The 23,588-nt window shown below is 50.8% G+C and carries 20 protein-coding genes; 5 read left to right on the top strand and 15 right to left on the bottom strand.

Features of this window, described 5'->3' with window-relative positions:
- Positions 1-82 precede the first annotated feature (82 nt).
- The 3 genes from ACFFK0_RS23150 to ACFFK0_RS23140 all read right to left on the bottom strand — a co-directional run bounded on the left by ACFFK0_RS23150 (position 83) and on the right by ACFFK0_RS23140 (position 3,589).
- Entirely contained in the window at positions 83-961 is an 879-nt protein-coding gene (locus ACFFK0_RS23150; RefSeq protein ID WP_377472735.1) for a carbohydrate ABC transporter permease, read from the bottom strand.
- A 13-nt stretch (positions 962-974) separates the two neighbouring features.
- A complete protein-coding gene (locus ACFFK0_RS23145) occupies positions 975-1,877 on the bottom strand; it encodes an ABC transporter permease (protein WP_377472734.1) in 903 nt (300 codons plus the stop codon).
- A 68-nt stretch (positions 1,878-1,945) separates the two neighbouring features.
- Positions 1,946-3,589: an extracellular solute-binding protein gene (locus tag ACFFK0_RS23140; protein WP_377472733.1), complete on the bottom strand. Its 1,644-nt coding sequence runs from the start codon at positions 3,587-3,589 to the stop codon at positions 1,946-1,948.
- A gap of 469 nt (positions 3,590-4,058) precedes the next feature.
- Between ACFFK0_RS23140 and ACFFK0_RS23135 the strand changes: the two genes are divergently transcribed.
- On the top strand, positions 4,059-4,952 hold the full coding sequence (locus tag ACFFK0_RS23135) for a transposase (RefSeq protein ID WP_377472732.1): 894 nt from the start codon (positions 4,059-4,061) through the stop codon (positions 4,950-4,952).
- A gap of 253 nt (positions 4,953-5,205) precedes the next feature.
- Here the strand turns inward: ACFFK0_RS23135 and ACFFK0_RS23130 are convergent, their stop codons facing one another.
- From ACFFK0_RS23130 to ACFFK0_RS23090, 9 genes are all read right to left on the bottom strand, one after another.
- Positions 5,206-7,548 carry a helix-turn-helix domain-containing protein gene (locus ACFFK0_RS23130; RefSeq protein ID WP_377472731.1) on the bottom strand — a complete coding sequence of 781 codons (2,343 nt, stop codon included), beginning with the start codon at positions 7,546-7,548 and terminating at the stop codon, positions 5,206-5,208.
- Between the two features lie 351 nt (positions 7,549-7,899).
- Positions 7,900-8,754 (bottom strand): helix-turn-helix transcriptional regulator, encoded by an 855-nt coding sequence (locus ACFFK0_RS23125; protein WP_377472730.1) that lies wholly within the window; start codon positions 8,752-8,754, stop codon positions 7,900-7,902.
- Between the two features lie 163 nt (positions 8,755-8,917).
- Positions 8,918-11,578, bottom strand: a complete 2,661-nt coding sequence (locus ACFFK0_RS23120; RefSeq protein ID WP_377472729.1) for a glycosylhydrolase-like jelly roll fold domain-containing protein — start codon at positions 11,576-11,578, stop codon at positions 8,918-8,920.
- A gap of 71 nt (positions 11,579-11,649) precedes the next feature.
- Positions 11,650-13,239 carry a type 2 periplasmic-binding domain-containing protein gene (locus ACFFK0_RS23115; RefSeq protein WP_377472728.1) on the bottom strand — a complete coding sequence of 530 codons (1,590 nt, stop codon included), beginning with the start codon at positions 13,237-13,239 and terminating at the stop codon, positions 11,650-11,652.
- Positions 13,240-13,306: 67 nt separating this feature from the next.
- Positions 13,307-14,176 (bottom strand): carbohydrate ABC transporter permease, encoded by an 870-nt coding sequence (locus ACFFK0_RS23110; RefSeq protein WP_377472727.1) that lies wholly within the window; start codon positions 14,174-14,176, stop codon positions 13,307-13,309.
- Between the two features lie 2 nt (positions 14,177-14,178).
- Positions 14,179-15,072, bottom strand: a complete 894-nt coding sequence (locus ACFFK0_RS23105; RefSeq protein ID WP_377472726.1) for an ABC transporter permease — start codon at positions 15,070-15,072, stop codon at positions 14,179-14,181.
- Between the two features lie 174 nt (positions 15,073-15,246).
- Positions 15,247-16,827 (bottom strand): helix-turn-helix domain-containing protein, encoded by a 1,581-nt coding sequence (locus ACFFK0_RS23100; protein WP_377472725.1) that lies wholly within the window; start codon positions 16,825-16,827, stop codon positions 15,247-15,249.
- Between the two features lie 34 nt (positions 16,828-16,861).
- On the bottom strand, positions 16,862-18,631 hold the full coding sequence (locus ACFFK0_RS23095; protein WP_377472796.1) for a sensor histidine kinase: 1,770 nt from the start codon (positions 18,629-18,631) through the stop codon (positions 16,862-16,864).
- Between the two features lie 365 nt (positions 18,632-18,996).
- Positions 18,997-19,836 (bottom strand): TrmH family RNA methyltransferase, encoded by an 840-nt coding sequence (locus ACFFK0_RS23090; protein ID WP_377472724.1) that lies wholly within the window; start codon positions 19,834-19,836, stop codon positions 18,997-18,999.
- A gap of 199 nt (positions 19,837-20,035) precedes the next feature.
- Here ACFFK0_RS23090 and sspI point away from each other — a divergent pair, with 199 nt between their 5' ends.
- On the top strand, positions 20,036-20,248 hold the full coding sequence (sspI, locus tag ACFFK0_RS23085) for a small acid-soluble spore protein SspI (RefSeq protein ID WP_377472723.1): 213 nt from the start codon (positions 20,036-20,038) through the stop codon (positions 20,246-20,248).
- On the opposite strand, the gene ACFFK0_RS23080 is transcribed toward sspI, so the two are convergent.
- Positions 20,245-20,493: a hypothetical protein gene (locus ACFFK0_RS23080; RefSeq protein ID WP_377472722.1), complete on the bottom strand. Its 249-nt coding sequence runs from the start codon at positions 20,491-20,493 to the stop codon at positions 20,245-20,247. The genes sspI and ACFFK0_RS23080 overlap by 4 nt on opposite strands.
- Positions 20,490-20,672 (bottom strand): HAD family hydrolase, encoded by a 183-nt coding sequence (locus ACFFK0_RS23075; protein ID WP_377472721.1) that lies wholly within the window; start codon positions 20,670-20,672, stop codon positions 20,490-20,492. Before ACFFK0_RS23075 ends, ACFFK0_RS23080 begins: the two co-directional genes overlap by 4 nt.
- 163 nt (positions 20,673-20,835) lie before the next feature.
- Between ACFFK0_RS23075 and ACFFK0_RS23070 the strand changes: the two genes are divergently transcribed.
- From ACFFK0_RS23070 to ACFFK0_RS23060, 3 genes are all read left to right on the top strand, one after another.
- On the top strand, positions 20,836-21,450 hold the full coding sequence (locus ACFFK0_RS23070; RefSeq protein WP_377472720.1) for a DUF1796 family putative cysteine peptidase: 615 nt from the start codon (positions 20,836-20,838) through the stop codon (positions 21,448-21,450).
- Between the two features lie 132 nt (positions 21,451-21,582).
- Positions 21,583-21,984, top strand: coding sequence for a hypothetical protein (locus ACFFK0_RS23065; protein ID WP_377472719.1), 402 nt, complete (start codon positions 21,583-21,585; stop codon positions 21,982-21,984).
- Positions 21,985-22,009: 25 nt separating this feature from the next.
- A complete protein-coding gene (locus ACFFK0_RS23060; RefSeq protein WP_377472718.1) occupies positions 22,010-22,219 on the top strand; it encodes a hypothetical protein in 210 nt (69 codons plus the stop codon).
- Positions 22,220-22,281: 62 nt separating this feature from the next.
- Here the strand turns inward: ACFFK0_RS23060 and ACFFK0_RS23055 are convergent, their stop codons facing one another.
- Positions 22,282-23,550 carry a glycosyltransferase family 2 protein gene (locus tag ACFFK0_RS23055; RefSeq protein ID WP_377472717.1) on the bottom strand — a complete coding sequence of 423 codons (1,269 nt, stop codon included), beginning with the start codon at positions 23,548-23,550 and terminating at the stop codon, positions 22,282-22,284.
- Positions 23,551-23,588 lie beyond the last annotated feature (38 nt).

Here is a 23,588-nt window from a genome sequence, read left to right as displayed (position 1 = left end):
ACGTTGAAAACGGTTTCGGAATGGAAAAAAACGCGAAGAGCTTGTAAAAAATGCTCCTTTTCGGAGCCCTCTCAACGATGCTTCATCCTTTTAACGCCCCGACCATGACCCCTTTGACAAAGTATTTCTGCAAGAACGGGTACACGCACAAGATCGGCAAGGTAGAGACTACGATTGTAGCGTATTTGATCGTTTCCCCGATTTGGAACATTTCTCCCGCGGACGCTCCGCTCGTCATCCCGTCAGTCGAATTCGCAATGAGAATTTCTCTGAGAATCAACTGAAGCGGGAACAGCTCCCGATCTTTAATGAAAATGGAGGAATAGAACCATCCGTTCCATTTCTCAACGGCATAATACAGCGTCATCACGGCAATGATCGGCATCGACAGCGGGATAATAATGCGGAACAAAATCACAAAGTGATTCGCACCGTCGATCTTGGCGGATTCCTCCAGGCTATCCGGAATAGCCTTGAACGATGTCCGCATGATAATCAAATTGAAGGTGTTAATGGCAAACGGAATAATCGGCGCCCAAAGCGAATCGAGCAAGCCGGCCTCTTTGACAACCAAGTAGAACGGAATGAGACCGCCGTTAAAAAACATCGTGAGTACAATAAACAGCATGAAAGCTTTATTCCACAAGACGTCCTTGCGCGACAATACGTATGCACCCATCGCCGTAAGCAGCAGATTGACGATAACGCCGAACACGACAATGAATATCGTATTCCGGTAGCCGTTCAGAATCGCTTTGTTGGCAAATACGCTTTTATAAGCTTCAAAATTAATTCCTTGAGGCTTCCAAATCATGCCTCTGTGCGAAATCACGTATGTCGGATCGCTTATGGACGCAAAGATTACATGCAGCATAGGATACACGGTTACTACAATTAACGCCGATAAGATAATATAAATACCGGCTTCAAACATTCGATCCGAAACGCCTCTTCTCAACATGTGCCTCTCTCCTTTACCAAAGACTGCTTTCACTGAACTTCCGGCTTACCCGGTTTGCTGTGATCAGAAGCAACAAATTGATAACCGAGTTAAACAAACCGACGGCCGTGCTGTAGCTCCACCCGAATTCCAGCAAGCCTTTGCGGTAAACGAAGGAAGAGATGACATCAGCGGTATCGTAAATAGACGGGTTGTAAAGCAGAATGATTTTTTCAAATCCGACGTTCAGCAGGCTGCCGATCCGCAAAATAAGCATGATCATGATTGTCGGCATGATACCGGGGATCGTAATATTCCATATTTGTCTCCACCTGCCGGCCCCGTCCATTCTGGCCGCTTCATATTGCTCTTGGTCGATGCTCATGAGTGCGGCTATATAGATAATCGATTCCCAACCGATCTTTTGCCAGATCTCGGATATAATGTATATGGCTCGGAACAATTCCGGCTTTTGCAGCATCGCTTGACCGTCCCCGCCGAAGAAGGTCCACATCAGATTCACCACGCCGTCGCTGCTGGTAAAATCTTTGATCATCCCGCAGATGACGACAAGCGAAATAAAGTAAGGCATGTACGAAACGGACTGGACGATCCGTTTAAAGCGGCCGTTTCGTATTTCGTTGATCAAGATCGCTAAAATGATAGGGGCCGGAAATTCAAAGCAAATGGAATAGAAACTAATCACTAATGTATTTTTCAGGATCCGCCAAAAATAATAGCTTTCGAAGAACGACTGAAAGTTGGCCAATCCTACCCATTCGCTCCCTAGAATTCCCTTGATCGGCGTATATTCTTTGAAAGCAATGATTGCACCGTACATGGGCGCGTAGTGGAAGACGAAATAATAGATCAATACGGGAAGCATCATCACATATAAATATTTGTTTAATGCGAAATCTTTAGCAATTTTCTGCATGCTCTCACTCCTTACATACCCGCAACACTGGCAGGGGGATTATAGAATCCCCCTCCCGTGTGCCAATATTATCGTTTGTTGTAGCGGTCCAAGGCGGCTTTCTTGATTTCAATCGCTCTATCCAGTTTCAGAGACTTTAATTTCTCCATGTATTTATCGAAGCTTTCGACCGGTTCCGCACCCATAATGATCTTCAAGGTCATTTCATCGATCAGCGTATCGACATCCGTCATGATTTTGGCAAGCTCCGAGCTTTCCTCAGGCGTTGCCGTAACCGGCGGAAGGACGTACTTATCGTTCTCCGTCTGCCATACCTTGAGGGCATCCTTTTGTTCCTGAAGTGCGTAATATTGCTCCATGACGCGCTTGTCTTGAACGAAAGGACCGTTGTAATTCCCCCGCGTATTGAGCGACAGAGCTTGAGCAGGAGCCAATTTGTCCGGATTCTTCATAATCAGGTCTGTGAATTTCGGATATCCGTTCTCCATCTTGTAGCTTACGCCTTCCGTACCGAAGTTGAAGAACATGTTCCCTTCCTCACTGTACCCGTAATCGAGCAGCTTTACAGCCAGTTCCGCATGTTTGGAAGTCGCCGATATCGCAACCATCCCCGCAGAGCCGCCGCTATTGCCTATGAAAGCAAAATCTTTCTGCCCGAACTTCGGAGTGTCGCCTTTCTTCAATACCGGATACGGCGCCGGCGCCAATACGGCCTTCGGATCTTTCGCGGTCAGAAGCGGCGCCCACTTGCCGATTCCGCCTCCCGCGTTGCCTATGGTGGCACCGGTTGCCCCCGATGTAATATTCGCATCGATGGCCTTGGTATCGACAGTCGCAATGTTTTTATCGATCAGTCCTTCGCTGTACCATTTGCGGAACGTAGCCAGAAATTCCTTATATTCCGGCTGCGCCGGTCCGAACTTGATTTGTCCGTTGTCCAAATAGAACGTGCGATTGATGCCGAAAGCACCGATGAAAGCGCCGCCATACAAGTTTTCAAGCGTTCTTGGTGCGCTTATGAAAGAGAGCGGTGCCGCTGCCCCCTTCTTCTCTTTAAACGCTTTGAGAACGGTATACCATTCATCGATGGTCGTAGGCGTTTGCAGCCCAAGTTCATCGAGCCAGTCTTTTCTCAACATCGGACCCTGATATACCTTTAATTCATCGGCTCCGCGTACGAACGGGAACGAGTAATAGCTGCCGTTGTCCGTTTTCGCCATCTTGTCGACATCCGGATGCTCTTTCAAATATTTTTTGTAGTTCGGGGCGTACTTGTCGATCAGATCGTTCAGCTTCAAAATATACCCGTCTTTGATCGCTTTTTCCGGTCCGCCCGGAAAATCCAGCCAGTTGTATTCGATCATGTCCGGCAAATTTCCGGAAGCGAGCATGATGTTGAGTCCTTCTTTGGATTGGTTGACGACGGGAGAAGTGATGTTCAGCTTCACTCCGGTTTTTTTCTGCCATTCCTGGAAGAACGGAACTTCCGCAAGCGAAGATTTGACGCCAACCAGATTGGGGACAATCTCCGCCCAGTAGGAAAGCGTTTTATCCGTTTTGATCGGATAGGTGGTCACCCCCGAGCTTTGCTCTTGGCCGGTTGCCGGGCTGGACTCATTGACAGCCCTTTCGTTGTTACCGGAACAAGCGGCCAAGCTGCTTGACGCCATCAAGATCGCAGCGAGCGCAGCTGCCTTCTTTTTTCTTTTCATATCTAACGAACCTCCCCTGTGATATTGAGAACCGCTGGTCTCGCTCTTCATGATAGGGCCTGATCCCCCGCTCGGTATATCGATACTTTCGCCAACCTCGCTGACAAAAATCGTTTCGAGGCTGGCAATATCGCCAAATCCACTTGCAAAATTGACAAAACGAGCTTGTTTCAAGTACAAATCGCGGTTGAAATGTCTGTCATTGCTCCCATAGGCCCCCCCTTCGCACCCCTTTGAGCTAATATCCCTTTGGCTCAGAGCATTTTCACCCCAGTGCAATCTCGCCCTTTGACTCAGTGCAATCTCGCCCTTTGACTCAGTGCAATCGCGCCCTTTGACTCAGTGCATTGCCGCCCATTGGCTCAATACATCCTCGCCACAATTTGTTTAATAATTACATTTTAATATTTACACACGAACATTTGTTTGATAAACTGAATTTATAAACAAACGTAGTTGGAGGATTCGGATGATGCCGAAACAGAGAATGACCCTCGAACAGCTTCAAATGCGTTTTGGAACCGAGGAAAAATGTATAAAACACCTGATTCATCTCAAATGGCCTGACGGATTCCGCTGCCCTCGTTGCGGATATGCCTCCGCATATCTCACTCAAACCCGAAGACTGCCGCTCTTTGAATGCCGTTCATGCCGTCACCAAACTTCCCCCATTGTCGGAACGATCATGGAAGGAAGCCGCACTCCTCTGTCCAAATGGTTCATCGCTCTTTACCTTGTCTCCCACAATGCCCAAGGAATCAGCGCTGTCGCGTTAAGGCGCAAGATCAGCGTTACCTATAAGACCGCCTGGCTCATTCTTCATAAAATTCGTCATGCTATCGGCAAACTGGATGCTTCCCTCCCCCTGACCGGCATTGTTCGAGTGAATGCGGAACAATACGGGCGCCCCTATAACCCTACAATTTTCCGCCATCGACAGGAGCACCCTGTTTGGATCGCCGCGTCCTTGATATACGCAATCGAGCCCCGATATATGAAAATCAAACTCATCAATAACTCCCATCTCAGAGGAAGAAACATACTTAAACAAGCCGTTGCTGCATTCCGCGAGAATCATATTTCTTCTAATGCTGCCCAAGTCACCTTCATCCCACGCAGGTATGACCCACAGTGCCCCAAAGTTCTCCATTATCGCTGGAAAGAGCTTCGTCGCAATCTCTGGCTCACTCATCGAGGCATCGGACGACGTTATTTGCAGGCATACTTGGACGAATTCTGTTTTCGTTACAATTTAACGGAGCTGACGGAGCATTTCTTCGATTACATGACGCAAGCCTGCATCAACTCCCGTGTCATTACACTAGCTGACTTATCCGGTGCTTTGTTAGAATCGGCCGCTTAAATCTGAGAAGCTATTTGTCTTTGTGCGGCCATCGGACTACCATTTATAAGTTTCGGTTATGAATTGCAGTGGACACGTAACAAAAGCTTATCGTTTCTGGTTCTGAGCTGAAGGGATAATAGCTCAAAGGTGACTGAACCATGAATATACGAAAGGAACGCCTTATCCGTCGCGGCAGAAAAAACGAGCATTCGCGTTCCGGTCTCAAAGTTTCTAGCGGATGCATATCCAAGACAAGCTGCGATTTGCAGCTTTATTGATCTTCCATTTCCTTAAATTTTCCGGGAGTAATGCCCTCGTATTTCTTGAACGTTCGTATGAACGAAGTGACCTCGGAAAAGCCCGTAAGTTCCGCAGCTTCGTGAACGCTGAGCTTCTGCTCGCGCATCGCGGATTTCGCTTTGCCAATCCGATACTTGTTGATATAATCCAGCAAGCCTTCCCCGGTCTGGTCCTTAAACAATTTGGACAAATAAAACGGCTTCATATCCATCTGTTCGCCAATCAGCGATATATTCAAATTCACATCTTGATAATGGGACTCGATAAAGACAATAACCTGTTCGACCAGATATTGAACCGCTTGCTGCCTTGAATGTTGAATGTTGGTTAATCGTTTGGCGGACGTATAGCTGCATACCTTCAATAAGATGTCCGTCAAATGATGTCGCATGTCTTGAATCGTTTCGCTGGCCATCAATCTTTCGATCGCTTTCGGATTTTGCGCAAGGAAGGTTTCCTGAACGTCGCCGATTTCATTAATCGTCTTGATCAGCGAACCGGTTAAATCGAACATCAGACACCTGGCTAACTGGACCGGCTGGATTTGCTTGCCGAGGTTCTGATCCATAATATGGTCAACCGTTGACTTGGCCTTCTCAAAGTCGCCGACTTTCACATAATTAATTAACTGCTGCTCAACGGAAAGCGGATAATAATAGCCTTTGTGCGTTCCCGCATCGAAATCCTTGCTGATCTGGTCATAGGTCAGAATTTCTTTGCGGCCGATGACCAATTTGTATTCCATCGCGTCAAGAGCTTCGTTATAGGCTTGATTGATACCGGGTATCGTGCTGTGAATCGAGCTGATGGACACGGTAAGATTGATTTTAAATGCCCGGTGCAAAAAGCTTTGCACTTCTTTGGCGATATCCTTCAAATCGTCCTTCCATGAATCCTCGCTTCCCGAGGCCAAATTGATCAGACACGCTGCAGCGTCATCCACTTCCGCGACGAATCCCGCATGCCGCCGGCTGGCCAGATCTTCCACTACGTTGGCAATGATAAAGTGAAGCAGACGTTGTTTTTCCTGAAGACTCATTCCTTTATAGCTTTCATAGAAAAGGTCGGTTTCCTCCGCTAAAAAAAGCATGACCGCAAATTCGTCCGAAATGAATTTCATGCTGTAGGCAGTCAGCGAATCGTCAAGCGGAATTTGCGGGTCGGTCTTGCCCTTGAGCAAGCGCATAATGAGATGCGACCTGAGGACGGACCGGTGCCGATTGAAGTTACTTGTGATTTCGTCCATTTTCATGAACGTATGTCCCAGCGTCTCTTCGATATAATGAAATTCGTTCCCGCCCTTGTTGCCCCCCGAATGTCCGGCCTTCTCATCCAATGTCCTCAGCAGCCGGCGGATCGGGCCATAATTTCTTCGCAGGAAAATGAAGGTGAGCAGTCCCCCTCCTAACAGGCTAACGACAAAGCTGGCATAGGTGAAATTGCGGACCTTCTCCGCCTTCTCCCAAAACAAGCGGCTCGGGATCATGGAAATATACTTGCACTCGGATTGAGGAGAATGCAGATAGAATACCTCATACCGCTGGCCTCCAACATTCAAGTAAAAAAAGCCGCTGTTCCCCGTCAGCTTATCGTAGGGAAAATCCGATGGAAGCTTAGGCGTTGAAGCGTCGTTGGAAACCAGGATTTCGTTATTCCTGTTTAAGATCAGTACCTGTCCTTTATTGAACAGCTCCACATTGCCGAGTGCCCTGAGTATTCTTGCTTGATCCGTGATCACCACGTTCATGCCCAGCGGTTGTTCCGGCTGATCGGAACGGTAGCTTTCCAGGTAAGCGACCGCCTTTCTCTTCTCGCCGTCCTGGCCGATATGGAGAATGGGAACAAAGCCTGGCGTTTGGCCGCGTGTCATCAGCTCCCGCCATCTTTCATAGGTGAAATCGGCATCTTGATGCTCCCGCACGTACGCTTGCTCGGCATCGCTAATAACACCGGGAAGCAGCACAGTCTGAGCGGAATTAATGTAGATATAAAAGTTGTCAATGAATGAATACGTGCTTCGGTACATTTTTAAATCCTGAGTGATTTGATACAGATCATAGCGGTACTCGTTTTGATAATGTTGATACTTGTTAGAGTACATTAACTCCTGTACTTTGATGTTCCAGGTCATTTCAAAGCTGAGCCGCTGCATATTCGCAAATTGGTTGTCCGCTATTTCCTTTAACTGATTGAGCAAAGAGCTGCTGGCGCTGTGAATTTCGCTCTCCAATGTTTTGGCGGATTCGTAATAGACAACAATGCTGATCAGAATCGGCAATAGCAGAACTGTCAGATAAGAAAAGAACCAGGTCAAAACCACGCTGCGCTTTCGAAATCTTATCCGCTTCAGAAACATACACCCCAATCCATGTCCCTCGATGTACTCTGTATGAATACATGCTCACATTTATGCGAAAACCGCCCCACGGGAGCAAGCTTGCTCCAAGGGCGGTTCATCCTCCTTATTTGTTCGATGAGTCAAAAGCATAGATAGTATGGATAGTATCACGGATCATCATAAATCGGAATGTAAGAAAACAATATCGGCTTGTAATAAACGATCCAGCTGCTTATTAATAAAACTATGTCATTTCGCTTGAGGTAAAACGAAAAAGAAGCCTGCGTCGGGCGTGCTGACCGCGGGCTTCTTTGGGCATACGAATATTCAATGGTGTCGTTCGTCCAAGCTCCGCTGCCTGCTTCGATAAATGCTTGGCGAAACGCCATTGAGCTGCTTGAACATTTTGCTGAAGTGATACTCTTCGTAGTAACCGCACAGCTTCGCAATTTCCTTAATAGGGTAATCCGTGAATTTCAAATAGCGGCATGCCTGCTGGTTACGCAGGTGATTATGATATTCCTTCGGTCCCATACCCGTGTACTTAATGAACAGCTTTCGAAGGTAAGAGGCCGAAATGTTATATTCCCCGGCCAACCGCTCAATTCGCTGGTTTTCCGTATATCCGTTCTCCAAGTGTTTCTTGATTTGCTCGAAAGCGGCGAAAGCGCCTGATTCAGCCAAGCTCCAGTCCGGTTGCTCGATTTGATGGAGCATATGCAGCAGTATATTCAGCTTAGACTGAGAAACGACCGCTCCGGCAGCGTTGTTCGGGAACCAATCCTGATGGATCTCCTGGAACAAGCGCGCCAGAGCATCCACCTGATCTTGACCGTAGCGGCTTAAGAAGGGAAGATTCAGTTTCCCTATTGGCGCTACTCCCTTCCATACCGCATCATATTCGACCTCTGCACAATCGAAGAGCACCATGGTCATGCGGAGCGGAGCGTGCGGCTCCGAGCGCATGGACATCTCGAGACCGGGCTTAAGGTAAGCCAGCATCCCGGCCTGCACCTTGTGTTCGGTATTCGTCAGGAAGGTTCCTTCTCCCTCATGAATCCAGTAAAGGCTGTGTACATTCACCATATTGCGAATATCTTTCCAGCCGGGATACGTTACTTTATTGAGTACAAAATGAATATGCAACACGAGTTGATTTAAATTATAGGTTACTGCTTCCAAACTCGTATCTCTACTCCTTCGATCATTCATGTTACTTCCATATTAACAAAGCATCGCCAAGATCGCTACGAAGATTTTTGATGAAAAAAGATGGGGAGCAGTTCATACACAGGCCGCTCCCTCCCTTGCATCTAAACGTATGCAAACTCCTCCCGTAAACCAACTAGTCCGTGGACGTCATGGTACTCTTCACCCGAACGGGCCCGATGAGTCCGCTCGGTTCCTGCTGTGCAAAGGCCGATAAGAAGTCGTGCTGATCTTTCGCGAGCGTATTCGTAACCTCGACGACAAGCTTGTTTGTCCCCTGCTTGATCAGACCATTGATCTCCAAGCGGTACGGCGGACAGAGGCGTATTCCTGCTTGCTCGCCGTTTAACCATACTTCTGCCGTTTCATAAACTTCGCCCAAATCTAACAGAGCCTGTTGCCCGGATTCGGTCCACCCGAATTCCGTTTCATAACGGAAGGTGCCGGTAAATCTAGGCAGGCCACCAGGCCCGCTCATATTCGTTAAAGCCGTCAGTTTTCCCCATTCCTTGAAATGAGGATAAAGTTCAGCTTCAGCGATGGCTACGGTCCATTCTCCCTTCAGCTCAAGCTCGGAACCTGCCTCGTACTGCGGCGGCACAGCATATCCTTCAAGACCGGCTCCATGAAGCAGTACGATGGATTCATACGAATGAAGCTCAAGCTGCACTGCTGTCGCACCTTCCTCCCCGGTTGCATTCAAACGAGTCAACCGATTCAGGAAGGCATTATAGGCATAAACATCACCCTCGACGGGCATAACGATCTCCGCGCGTATCGTTTGATGCGGGTGTTCGTTAAAGAACATAAACACATCCAAACCGTCATGTACGTAATGATAGTTCCGAAGATACGGTTCGTGCTTGCCGACTGTAATATCATAATGTCCGTCGGCAATAAGTTCTTGCGCAAGTTGGTCTAAAGCCACAACCTTCACATTCGGGTGATCGGCCAGATGGGAAAGTTCGGCGGAAACCTCGCCCCCCTCGCTTGCTCGCATCGGCAGTCCGTCTACAAAACGTATAGCCAGTCCTTGTTCGGCAAGCTGGTTCAAACGACGAAGCATCGCCTCCGGAAGCGCTTCTGCATAAGGGACGATCAAGCACTCGTAATCCTCTTGATTGACATGCAGCTTCCTGTCGATCACGCTTGCCGCTTCCAGAAGAATATCAACGGAAACTACTTCGCAATCGATCTGACGCTGCATCAAGCTCTTCACGGGCTTCTGGAATAGCATCGCTTCCCCCGACCATTCGGCTTCGGCATGATACATAACCGCCGCGGTCGCCACATGTCTTCCGCCTGAAATCAGGTGACTGATCCGATTCATATACCGGTTTAAATGCTTATAGTAGCGGAACTGCGGATTTTTCCCGCTTGCGTACATATGCGGCGGACAATCCGGATCCGGAAAAGCTTTCTGTGTAAAAGAATGCGGGACAAAATAATTGACACCGCGGACCAGCATATGATCTGTAATCCATTTCATCAGCTTAAGGCCTTCCGCCCAGCCATACGCCCCATACACTTCGCACATCGTCCGGCCTTGTTTTTTCGGATCAAGGTGGCCAAGCGACACTCCAAGCTTCGCGAGACCGTAGTGGAAAAATTCGCTGTCCGTATCCCCGCCCGGCTTGCTGAAAGACAATTCATCGAAGCCGGGCACGATTTGCCACAGCACTACATCGAGGCCCGACATGTCTTGTCCCCACATCGAACGGAAGAAGTGGCCTGGGCCGGGACCAAGCCTTGCATGAACGTTGTTGTCTTCGAGTACATGACCGATGTATTCCACCCCGCGCGCTCTGCACCACTCTCCGATTTGATTGCAGAAGTTGTCCGCGTAGAGCTTGCTGACGATATTCATATAGGTATACCGCACACTGTTGGACATTTCCCCATCATGCCAGAGCAGATACAGGTACTTACGGAAGTTCGCGCCCAACGCCTCCTCAAGCAAGGCCGGCATTTCACTGCTCCAGGGGAGCGGCACCCCTTTTTTTCCGGGCTTCGAATGAAAGTCGAAGGTCGTCTTATCATTGTAAAATCCGGGCTCGTCCGAAAAGAATCCGGCAAATGTGTTTCCGAAATCCGCCTTGTATCGTTCGTAAACCGCCTCATAAACGGTATCGAGCAGAATACGAACAGACCCCCGATCCAGCGGGTTCAGATGATCTTCCTGCTGCTGGCTGCCGCCATCCATATTTTCTGAAATTACAAATACCCGCCAATACCCCTCTGGGATATCCCAGTACAGAATACCGTCTTGCACAAGGTCGGTGATGTCGATGCTGTGGCCAAGTAATGTTCCATCGGATGGATTACGGCGGACCGCGACAACGGAGACGAGCTTGTTTTTGCCTTTCGCGTATCGGCTGTGCGAGAAGGTTGGTCGAAGCCCGCTCATCAGCAGCGTATCCAGCAGCAGCGATGTTCCTTGCGCAGGACCGATCGTATCGATATACCGTTCACCCAAAAACTTGCGATGAAGCTCTTCCGGAGCCTCCTTCACTTTGCCTGCCGCATGCCCCGTCGGGAAATGATCGTCATCGAGCAGCCATACCTTCATGCCGCGCTTTCGAGCTTCGTCCATAATGATGTCCATATCCGTCCACCATTTCGGACTGAGAAAATCCGGATGAGGTCTTGCCTCGATGCAGACGGCGCCGATCCCGGCTTCATGAACGCGGGCCATCTCTTCCCGGATCACGTGTTCCTCTTCGCCATGCTGCCAAAGAAAAGGAAGGATATAATTATGCTCTCGACCCTCAAGCACTTCTTTAAGACGATTGTTCATAAATGCCTCCCGTTATTGAAATATCCGCCCGTCTTCGAATCGAAGCAAGGCGGATATTCTTGATCAACCTATTATTTTTTCACTTTCGCATACCATTCTCTCGCGCGCTTCGTTACCTCTTCGCCGCCCGATTTGTTCCACTTGTCTACAAATTCGTCGAACTTGCCGATCGGATACTGGCCGGTGATGATCTTGGTGGCGTATTCGATATACAGCGTGCGATTGTTGATGTCCGGGAAGCCGTCGTAGACGCTGGCCGGCATGCCGTCGCCGGCAATAACCTTGGCATACTTCTGTGCCTCTTGCATGCCTTTGACGGCCTGGTCAGCCTCCCACATCGTGTCCGCCGATGCAGTGCTTTTGATGAGATCGGTTGTAAACTCAAGTGTCGCCAGACTTGAAGACGTATTAAAGATCCCAACATTCTCTTGAGTGCTCTTGTCATCAGGAAGCTTGACGGCTTTGCCGTCCTTCATCGTATAGTGCATGCCTTCGACGCCAAGGTACAAATCCTTAAAATTCTTCTTGTCGTACACATTGTCCAGCAGCTTCAAAGTGGCCATCAGCTTCGCCTGGTCCTTGGTGTTCTTGACAACCCATTGCGGGTCCATTCTTCTTTTCCACGTATAGAAGCCCTTATAGCCCGGAACTTCCGGTATAGGGAGTACAGAGAATTGGCCCTTCACGCTGCTGTTCTTTTGCAAACCATCCAGATACAGAGGGATTTGCTCAACCCAATGGAAGTAGTTCCCGGCCTTGTTCGCCGTAACCTTGCCGTCCCACTTCGCCTTGTCGTTCAGAAGCGATTCCTTATCCATTAAACCATCCTTATACAGTTTGGCGGTAAATTCCAAGGCGGCTTTCATATTCGGCGTTACGGCGGAATAAGTCAGCTTGCCGTCGTACAGATCCCAATCCGGGTAGCCTTCGAACATAGCCACACCGTACATAGCAAATAGATGATCCATCCAGCGCGCCTCTTGACGGCCGCCGGTAGGGAGCTCGTCTTTTTGTCCGTTGCCATTAGGATCCTTGTCCCGGAACGCCTCCAGAACTTTCACATATTCCTCTTGCGTCTTCGGCATCGGCAAGCCCAGCTTGTCAAGCCAATCCTGACGTATCATGCCGCCGTATCTTCCGTAGTCCACTATATTAGGAATATAATAAATTTTCCCCTGACCGGTAGGATCATTTGCTTTGACGATATTCCATACATCCTGAGGAATGTTTTGCCACACATTCGGCGCATATTTCGGCAGCAGGTCGGTCAGGTCGGCGATAGCCCCGTTTTTGGCCAAGTTGTTTTCGATGCCCCCATAGGGAAGAAACAAATCGGGCATTTCGCCGGATGCGATCTTCAGGTTCAGCTGGTTTAAGTAGTTGGTTCCTCCATTCCATTCCACATACGGATGGATCACACCGACGCCCAGCTTCTCTTTGAAGAATTCATACGTTTTGCTGCCTTTCGTGATAGGTTTATAGCCGATATTGGTTCCCCATACTTCAACATCAACGATCCCATCCGATTTCGCATCCACGCTCTTGTTCGGCGCCGCTGCCGAAGGACTTCCGGAAGAGTTCGTGCTGCCCGCACAGCCGGTGACGACCGTAAAGGCAAGGGCGCTGACTGCTGCAAGCACTACTAGCTTTTTCATTGCCATGATAGGTTTCCCCCTTAAAATGAGTATACTATGTTTAGGCTCAATGAGCCGTAAAACCGATAGCCGATTAACCCTTCACGGAACCGATCATGGCTCCTTTGACGAAGTATTTCTGCAAGAACGGATATACGGTGACAATCGGGATCATGGCAAAGATAACCGTCACCGCTCTAAGCGTCCGTTCGTTATAGGCCATGTTCGCGTTGGAAATGGCGCCCGGAATCAATACGTTATCGTCGGTGATGAACTGCCGGATCTTGATCTGCAGCGGGAACAAGCCGGGATCCTGCAGGAACATCAGCGGATGCTGGAACTGGTTCCAGATGACCACGCCGTAGAACAAGGCTAGAGTGGCCAGCACCGCCTTGGACAGCGGGAGTACGAATTGGAACAGCATTCGGAAATACCCGCAGCCCTCCATGAAGGCGGCTTCCTCCAGCTCCTTGGAGAATTGCTTGAAAAAGGTGCGCATAATGATCAGGTTGAACGGATTCAGGATATGCGGCACAATCAGCACCAGCAGGTTATTATAAAGGCCGATTCCGCGAACTGTGAGGAAGTACGGCACGATGGGCGCCTTGAAAATCATCGCCACGACGGCACCAACCATGATGACAGGCCCCCAACGGAATTCCGATTTCGACAGCGGGTAGGCCAGCAAAGCGGTGATGAGCAGTGCCAGCATCGTACCGATCACTGTCGAGCCTAATGTCAGGAAGAACGATTTCCATAACTCAGGACGAAAGACCATGTAATTCCAGGAGGCAAGCGTAAATTCTTTCGGCCATATCGTGACCAGATTCAGATCCACAACCCTTCTGGAGCTGAATGAGGTGGAAAGGACGGACAAAATCGGGATGAGCGCGATGAAGGACAAGAGCAGCAGAATGGCGGTAATAGCAGAACCGAATATTTTTTCTCCTCTGGATTCGTGCATGGTTACCACAGCCCCCCATCCGAAACCTTTTTCGACAATCTGTTAAAGATATACACAAGAATAAATCCGATTACCGACTGGAACAAACCGACCGCCGTCGCGAAGCTGTACTGCGCTTGCTGAATGCCGGTCCGGAATACGTAAGTATCCAGAATATCCCCTACGCTATACGTCATCGGCGTTTGCAGATTGAACACCTGGTCGAAGCCCAAATCAAGAAAATTGCCGATTTCGAGCAGCAGCAGCACCAGCACGGTAGGCAGCAGCAGCGGGAACGTAATGAGTCGAATCTGCTTGAAGCGCGATGCGCCGTCGATCATGGCCGACTCGTAGAGCTGCGGGTCGATGGCGCTAATTGCTGCCATATAGACTACCGTTCCCCATCCCGCATCTTTCCATATGGAGGTAAGCACATAAACCACACGGAAATATGCGCTTTCCTGCATCACAAGGACGGGATCATAATGAAACCATCCGAGCACCACGTTAAACAATCCGCTAAGCGAGAACAAATCGAATACAATACCGGCAACGATGACCCAAGACAGAAAGTGCGGAACATACAGAGCCGTCTGAATCCCTTTCTTCAGCGCCGATTTCCGGATTTCGTTGATCATGAGCGCCAGCAGGACAGGCACCGGGAAAACGATTACAATTCGCAGAAAGCCGAGCACCAGCGTATTGCCGAACACCCGGGCGAAATCGGGATAACGGAATAGGGTTGCGAAATGTTTCAATCCTACCCATGGGCTGTCCATAAATCCTCTGAACACCGAATAATCCTTGAAAGCGATCACAGAACCCGCCAGCGGAATGTACTTAAACACGATAAGAAAAATAATGCCCGGAATGGCCATCACATACAGCGGCCAATACACCTTCATTCGATGAGTCAACCCGATTCCCCCTAGAATCCGTTTTGTTGTATTTGCTTGTATTCGCTTACACATACTATACACGCGAGGAGTCATCGGGCTCAAAGGGTCGTTTTTAAGTATTTTACAAGGTCATTTTTTAGCTTTGAAAAAAAAAGCCCTCTCGCCGTCTCACGGCAAAAAGACTTCTAACGGTCAAACATTTGAATTGCGGCGGTATTCGCTCGGTTTGCAGCCCGTCAGTTTCTCAAACAGACGGGAAAAATGCTGTGTATCCGAGTAACCTACCGTTTGGGAAATCTCATATACCTTGAGATTCGTCTTCTCCAGCAGCTCCTTCGCCTTGTTAATCCGGACCTGCGCCAAAAAATTCAAATACGTATCGCCCGTCTTTTGTTTGAATAACTGGCTTAAGTAGTAGGGATTGATGAAATAACGGGCTGCCAGCTCCGCTAGACTGATCGATTCATTGTAGTGCTCTGCGACATACTTCTTAACCTCTGCAATAATGTCTTTTTTCTTGGAAATATTATGCTCCAAATTGAAAGCAATGATTCCCTGTATGACCTCAACCATCCATTGCTCCAAACGCTCTAGTGTCCGAAACCGCGATATTCCCTCCAGTGAGAGGATATGACGCCCTAGAAAATCGTTCTGCTGCAATTGCTGAAAAGACATTTTACGCACGCTTGACAGCACAATATTCAAACACAGTAATTGGAGCTCTGCCGGACTCGCTATGAATTCCGCCTCCATCCAGCAGAAAATCTCGCCGATGAGACTTATGCATTTCTCTTCGTCCATATTGTTCAGGGCAGCCTCCAGCTTGTCGATTAGCTCCTCCGGAACGTTACGGCGCTCGCCCGTCAAGCTTCTGATCTCGGGATACGAAATGACAGTCCTGGCCCCCTGGATCACCTTATAGCTCAACGCATGACGTGCTTCCTCGAAGGATGAGCTAATTTCAACCGCCTTGTCCTTGACCATTCCGATTCCGGCAGTCATGGACAACTGCAGCTCTCGAAACACCGCTTCCTTCAGTCGGTTGAGGGACCGAGCGATCTCCCCGGACTCGATATCCTCGCCATGAGCAACCACAATAGCTAGCTGAGAACCTGCATAGCGAAACCGGTATACACCCCGAAAACGATTCAATGCACGGTCTACGTGGCGGAACACCGGATTCATCCGATTTTCGGCCAAAGTGCCGCTGCCGCCGTCAAATTCGAGAAGAGCACAGACAAACCGGGTGTGTTCTTCCGGAATGCCGGCCATTCGAAGCCACTCGCCGACATAGACCGAATTGTCTCCACCCGCATCGATAATGTCCCGCAGAGTGCTCTCCAGTATGCGGCTGCGAACTTCTTGTTTCAGTTCATCCACCTCTTGCAGCTTGTCACGATCTTCCCGGATTCCGTTCATCACTTTGCAGACGCAGTCGCGCAGTTCCTCTTCCTCCACCGGCTTGTTCATGTAATATCGGACTCCGAGCTGCATGCCCTTGCGTGCGTAATCGAAATCCGCATATCCGCTCAGCAAAATGAATTCGGCCGGACACCCGGCATCCTTTAGCATCGCGATCATTTCCAGACCATCTGCATGCGGCATCCGGATATCCGTAATGACGATATCAGGCTCGCGGTCTTGTATCAGCCTTGCGCCTTCCAGACCGTTATAGGCTTCACCTACTACTTCACATTCAGGAATATATCGGCCGATCAGTTTTTTCAGACCGGTCACAATGCCCTTCTCGTCATCCACCAAAAATACTTTCATCTCAGGCACCTCCCATAGATCCCCCGGCGCCGCATCAGCACTTGGGAATAAGAATCTCAACCGTTGTTCCTATTCCTTGTTCCGAGTAAATGTTCAGAGCATACCGATCTCCGTAATGCAGCTTGATTCGTTCCGCGATATTTTTCAGACCCAGCCCTCTTCCTACGGTCTCCTCCGTCTGCTCGATCTTGAGCTTATCCGAATCCGCATCCACCAGCTGAGCTTGCAGCTCCTCCAGCTTGTCCCGGGACATGCCGGTGCCGTCATCCGTGATCCGAATCATAATCCCATCGTCCGTCGACCCGACGCCTTCGATCACGATGTTCATATATCGGCTGTAATCCCGAAATCCATGGTTGATGCTGTTCTCCACAATAGGCTGGAAGACAAGCGGAATGATGCCGCACTCCAGCATCTCATCCGGAAGTCGGACTTCCAGCCGGAACCGGTCATCAAACCGGATGTTTTGCAGTTTCAAATAATTCACCGTATATTCCAATTCATGCTTAATCGAATGCTGCCCGCCTTCCTTGCCCAAGGCGAGCCGAAACATCCGCGCGAGAATTTTGATCATACCGGCTACCTCATCGTCTTCCTTCACCAGCGCCTTCATGCGGATCGATTCCAGCGTGTTGTACAGCATGTGGGGGTTGATCTGGTTCTGAAGCGCAAGAAACTTAGCCTGCCGCTGCTTGATCTCCGCAATATAGACGTCTTCGATCAAGGTTCGAATCGTGACGATCATTTTATTGTAGCTGTTGACGAGACTTCCGATCTCATCATGCGCCTGCACCCTCTCGATGGGCATGTACTGTCCGGCTTCGGCCTGCTTCATGCTCCGCCGCAAGCTTTTAATCGGCTTAGTTATTGCATAGTTGAGACCTAACGAAACGAACACCATAATCACGAATCCCATTAGGATTACGATCCCTGTTACGGATTGAATCTTTCGAATTTTAAGTAACAGCTTCTGGCGGGGAATCTCCGTCTTAACAATCAAATGGCCTAAGCTTACGCCTCCTGAAATCACGATTCGATCTTTGTCGCTCACATCCTTGGTATAATCAATTTCCGAATCCAAAACTTGTTTCCAGGATACCCGGCCGCTCGCGGCGTCGGAATGGTACACGGTTTTCCCAAACGAATTGCTAATGATCACACTCATGTCATATTTATCGCGAGCGAGCACAAAATCGGGATTCGGCGCGAGCAGCGTGAACGGATCCAGATCGATGAGAAGCCATCCCGCAAACGCCCCATCGGACGTAAGCAGTACCCTTCCCACCGTAACGATTGCACCGTCCCCCCTATCCTCGTAGTAGGAGCGGTCATGCAATTCAGTGACAAAAAACGTATCGTCCGAGTTCCGGTACCGCTTGTACCAATCTTGCGATAACAGCGCGCTTTCGTTCACCGTGCTGGTCGTATTGGTATATTGGTAAACGGCGTTATCGGGACTAATAAGCATCACTGTACTGATATCGGATTTGAGCAAGGACACCCGCATCAGCATTCTGCGAAACGTTTCACTCTGAAGGATCCTATCGTCCATAGAGATTTTCTGATTATCCCTAAGCCTGGAGATGAAATCCTTGTCTATCAATACCGACTTTGTGATTTTGTCGTATTCTTGCATGAGTTGATTCAAAGAATTCTCGATTTGGGACGTGTACAGAGTGGCAAACTCCTGGGAGGAATCCTCAAGCCCCGCAACGGATTGACTATAAATAATTGTACTTACAACAAGTACCGGTATCATGCAGCCTAATAAATACCCGCCCATCAATTTATTCTGGAGCTTCATGTTTCTAATCGTTGAAACCATTCTTCGTATCCAATTGATGTGCTTCATTTACGCACTTCCCCGGTTATATGGCGTCTCCTTTTATTTTACTTGTACGAATGAAACAACGCGAATACCTATTATTTCCATATTATGAAAAATACATAGACAATCCTGTTTGCGTTGTATTCGCTTACATTCACTATACGATCAGGCTGACAATCGCACAAAGGGGCGTTTTTAAGTTTAAACCATGTCATTTTTAAGCTAAATGGCTGCAACCCGATCCATTCCTCTTTTGGGAAGAAAAAAAGACTGGGCAATCGATCGGTATGAAAACCGAGCAATGCCAGTCTGTTGTTTGGGAAGCATCACATTACCGCGATTCATCCCGATCCGGTTCGGGCAATCCCCCGCTGCCGCGCCGCCTCAAACATCAGCACCGTCGCCGCCATCGCCACATTGAGCGACTCGGCTTTCCCGTGCATCGGGATAATGACAGGGTCGGTCACGAGCGCCGCAACGGCCCCGGACATTCCCTTGCCCTCGTTGCCGAAGACGAGCCAGGTCGGCTGCGTCAGGTCGGCCTCGTAGCACGACCGGTTCGCCTGCAGGCTCGTCCCGACGATACGGGCGCCGACTCTTCGAGCCAGCGGCAGCAGCTCGCCAAGATCCGCCTCGACGATCGGCAGGTGAAATAGCGAGCCCATCGTCGACCGGATCGTCTTCGGGTTATACAGATCGGCGGTGCCGCGGCCGAGAACGACGGCGTCCGCTCCTACCGCATCGGCGCCGCGGATGATCGTGCCGACGTTGCCGGGATCCTGCACGGCGTCGAGGACGATGACGAGCGGGCTGCGACCGCCGCCGTCCCCGTTCCCGGCCCCCGCTCCGCCGACAAGAGACGCCGCCTGTGCCGCCGTGCGCTCAACTACGGCGACGATGCCCTGCGGCGTCTGCGTGTCGGCCAGCTTCGCGAGCACCGCTTCGCTGGCGCCGACCCATTCGATCCCCGCAGAGGCGCCCTGCTCGCGGATCCCTGGCGGTAATCCTTTATCGAGCGAAAACACCACAGTCGTCACCGGTGCATGGTACTTCAGCGCTTCCTCGACGAGATGCGGGCCTTCGATCAAATACCGCTGCTGGCGGTCGCGTCCTTTCCGTTCCAGCAGCTGCGCCCATTCTTTCACCCGCGGGTTCTGTGCCGATAATATTTCCGTAGCCATGGCTTGCTTCACACCTTCCCTACGTCGCAGAAAATCCGAATGCCCCCATTATACCTCATGGCCGCCGCAATAATCCAAATACCGCACCGGCTGGCGATCGATCTCAGGTCAGGGATTTTGCAGCATGAAATCCTCTTCCTCCGGGCATCCTAAGACGGATGCAATCCGACAAGTACATATAAAGCGAGGAGTTGCCGACATGCCTATCACCCTTAACCTGAGACAAGCTATCATTCAACGCATGCAGGACAAGACGCCGGAGGAGCTGCGCGATGTGATCGACGATTCCATCGGCGCCGAAGAGCGTGTGCTGCCGGGTCTAGGCGTTCTGTTTGAATTAATATGGCAGCATACCGGCGATGAAACCAAGCAGGAGCTCGTCCAAACGCTGCAGCAGCATCTGCCTCATTAAAAGCTGCAAAACGGATGATCGCCGCGGCTGCGCCCCGGCATCGTCCCCATCCTGAACGATTCGATGTTCGGCCGGAGCACCTCCAGAACGTCATGGAACGTCTCGAATGCAAAGGCCGGCTCTCCCGATTGCTGCAGCTGCCGCGCCAAATACGCCCGGGCGAAAGTCCAGTCGGCGAATGCCGATCCATACACATCGCTTGAGCCGTCACCGATATAGATGACTTGCCAGCCGGCCTCCTTCATTCGATCCAGTCGTAGTAGCCGATTTCGCGCCGCGCGAAGCGCGCCGAAACGGCCCTCACCGCCGGATGCTCGCTTACCTTCAGCGCCTCCATCAGCTCATCGCCGACGTCCTGCTCCATGAGCGTGCCGTCGAAGTCGGTGACGATGGCCAGGCGTTTTTTTTGCACGAATGTATCCATCCCCTCTCCTCCTTGCTCTCATCATACCAGCAACCGTGACGAATCGCACCCTCCCAATTGCCCGCACCAACTCTCGTATTCTACATACAGTAGGAAGTAGCTTCCTGACACCGCTTCTTCATGGCGTCTATATATTTTCACCTTGAGGGAGGAATGCAAGTCTATGAAAGCACTCCACCAATATCAAGATATCTTCAGTCTCGGTTCTTCATGCCAAGCGGCCTACCAGCTGCGCCGAATGAAGCTGCGCCGGGAAGCCGGTCCGCTCGACTGGTTTATTTCTTCCTCCGTACCCGGCTTGGTCAAGCTGCTTCAGCTACGTTTTCACGGATTTATGGAGCTTTCCAGCATGCAGCTCATCGGTCGGGCGCATCGGCATTATGTCATTAGAGATACGGTGTACACGATCGATTCGTATCACGACTTCCCGTTTACACAGCCCGAGGGCGAGTGGCAGCGAACGCATGACGAATTCAAGCGGAAAATCGACCGCCGTTCCGAACGCCTCATTCAAGCGCTGGAACAAAGTCCTTCCTTGCTGCTGGTGCGGACGCAAATGACGAAGGAGCAGGCCGCTGCGCTTCAGCAGGCGCTCCATTCGCTGATCCGCACTCCGGATTACTTGCTGCTTGCCGTCAATACGCACGAAGATCCTTCCCGGCGGGATACCGTACCCGAAAGCTGGGGGCTTGACCATGTTGCCGCCGTAACGCTTCCGAAGGGAGCGGACTGGCGGGGATCCGATGCGGCGTGGTCGGCTTTGTTCCAAGTCCCGTGAAACAAATGAGTTATTTTTTACGCGACAACGATATTCATCCATACTTAGCGATTTTTTCTGGAATAAGATGAACGGATTGCGCCGATGAGCGCAAATTCCTGATGAACCATCGGGATAAGAGGAGGAAAAGGAATGGCAAGAACGATCGTATTGAGAGGCACGTACAACCATCTTAAAGGCAAAATCCCGGTAACGGCCGTCTCAAGCTTCGGCTTCACTCCCGAAGTGAATTTGCGTGGGATGGATATCGCACAATGCATCTCTTATTTGCTGGAGGAACAGTTCACCATCCAATTTCAAAGCTCGGACACCACCGGCTACACCGTATCGTTAACCGATCAAGCAGCGAATCCGGGAACCGGGCCGATTGTCGACCTGCTGGAGGATCGTGTCGGAGAAACGGTAACCGTCGTAACGGACGCAGGGGCGATCAGCGGCACGCTGCAAATTCTCGGCACCGACGTCATTCAGATTCTGGAGCCGTCCGGCAGCATCGCCGTGGTCCCTATCGTGCAAATCCAGGCCGTCATCTAACGATTGATCAAGGAGGCTTTCATTCATGAATTTTGAAGAGCTTATGGCTGGTTATGTAGGGCGTACGGTCGAGGTGTTCCTGACCAATGAATTTTTCACGGGTCAGCTGGCTTTCGTCGGCAGCGGCTATATCACCGTTAACGTCGCGCAAGGCTACTACACGGCCGTACTTACGAACATCTTGATCGGACAAATTGAATATGTCCGGGTCTTGCCGCAGCCCCAATTGGATTGACCTTTAGTAACGCACCGTACGAACAGGGGGAGCTTGCGGCAGCTCCCCCTGTTCGTAACGCTTCATTCGGACCGCTTCCGTCCGGACTTCTCTTCCAGCCACTGCTTCCACGCCGGGTACGCTTCCCGGTGACGCTGCGTAATGCTGGAGGAGCGCAATCTGCGGTGATAGAGCGGTAGATCGACATAAGCGAGGCGGAATCGATCCGCGAGCTTGGCGATCATCCAGAAATCTTCGTACAGCCTCCCGTTCGACGGGTCTTCTACGGTCCAGCCGCCAAGACGCCGAATCGCCTCCGTGTCATACAGGCGGGGAGCGATTGGAACGGCCTTCTCGAGAAAATGCCGTCTGTCCCATGCAGCCGGTGCCCGCCGCACACCTTTATACCGAAGCGCCAGACCGCTCAGCTCGGCCCATTCATGGCAGTCGCCGTACCACATGGCGATATCGTCCCGTCCTGACGCTGCCGCCGTACGCAAAGCCTCCAAGCAGCCGGGGGCAAGCCAATCGTCCGCATCCAGCTCCAGAAGCCAGCGGCCTCGCGCATCCTGAAGCGCGCGGTTCAAACAGCTGGATTTGCCCTGGTTCGCGTTCATACGTACATAGAACACACGGGAATCCGCCAGCAGTGCGTCGATGCGTTCCCGAGTACCGTCCGTCGAGCCGTCGTCGACAATGATCAGCTCCCACGCCGGGCAAGTTTGCGCCATTACGCTGCGTATCGCCCAAGGGATATAATCGGCTTCGTTATGCGTGCACAGTACGACGCTGATGTCCGGTTGTTCCCCTCCCCACAATGTCGGCGCCCGCTCCAGAATCGGTGCGATCAGCTCCCGCTCCTCGGCCGTGCCGTCCCGGCGCTCCCGCTTGCTCCCCTGCCGAACACCGTCCCCGGACAGCGTCAGACCGTGCCAGCCGAGGCGGGCGCATTGCAGTTGTTTATCGTGCAGCATCCAGCGGGGAAACGGCAGGAACGGCCGGCCCGCAAAGCCGTTCGTCAAGCCGCTCCGCACACATTCACGCTTCCATACGATCGCTTCCTGACCGTCCCCGAGCATGATCCAGCCGGTCCGTTCCCCTCGCTCCAGCGTCCGTATGGCGCGCTCAAGCTCGTCCTGGATAACCCCTGTCAGCGTCGTTCCGGCCTGCACAGTCAGCCAATAAGGTACGTTAAGCGAGTGCATGAGACCGTTGATTCGGTCTGCCGGACACCGCTCGAAGGCCTCATCGATAATGTGCAGTTGAGCTTGTGGCAGCGCAGCGCGAACGCTGGATGCCGTCAGCTCAAGCTCCCAGCTTCTCCCGCTGCCGATCAGAAGTACGTCCACCATTCCCGCTCCTTCAATCTTGTCATTCGCCATAGCTTATG

The sequence above is a fragment of the Paenibacillus chartarius genome, assembly GCF_042432825.1.
Classification (GTDB): Bacteria; Bacillota; Bacilli; order Paenibacillales; family NBRC-103111; genus Gordoniibacillus; species Gordoniibacillus chartarius.
Note: the sequence above shows the minus strand (reverse complement) of the source record. Positions and strands in the feature narration are given on the sequence as shown.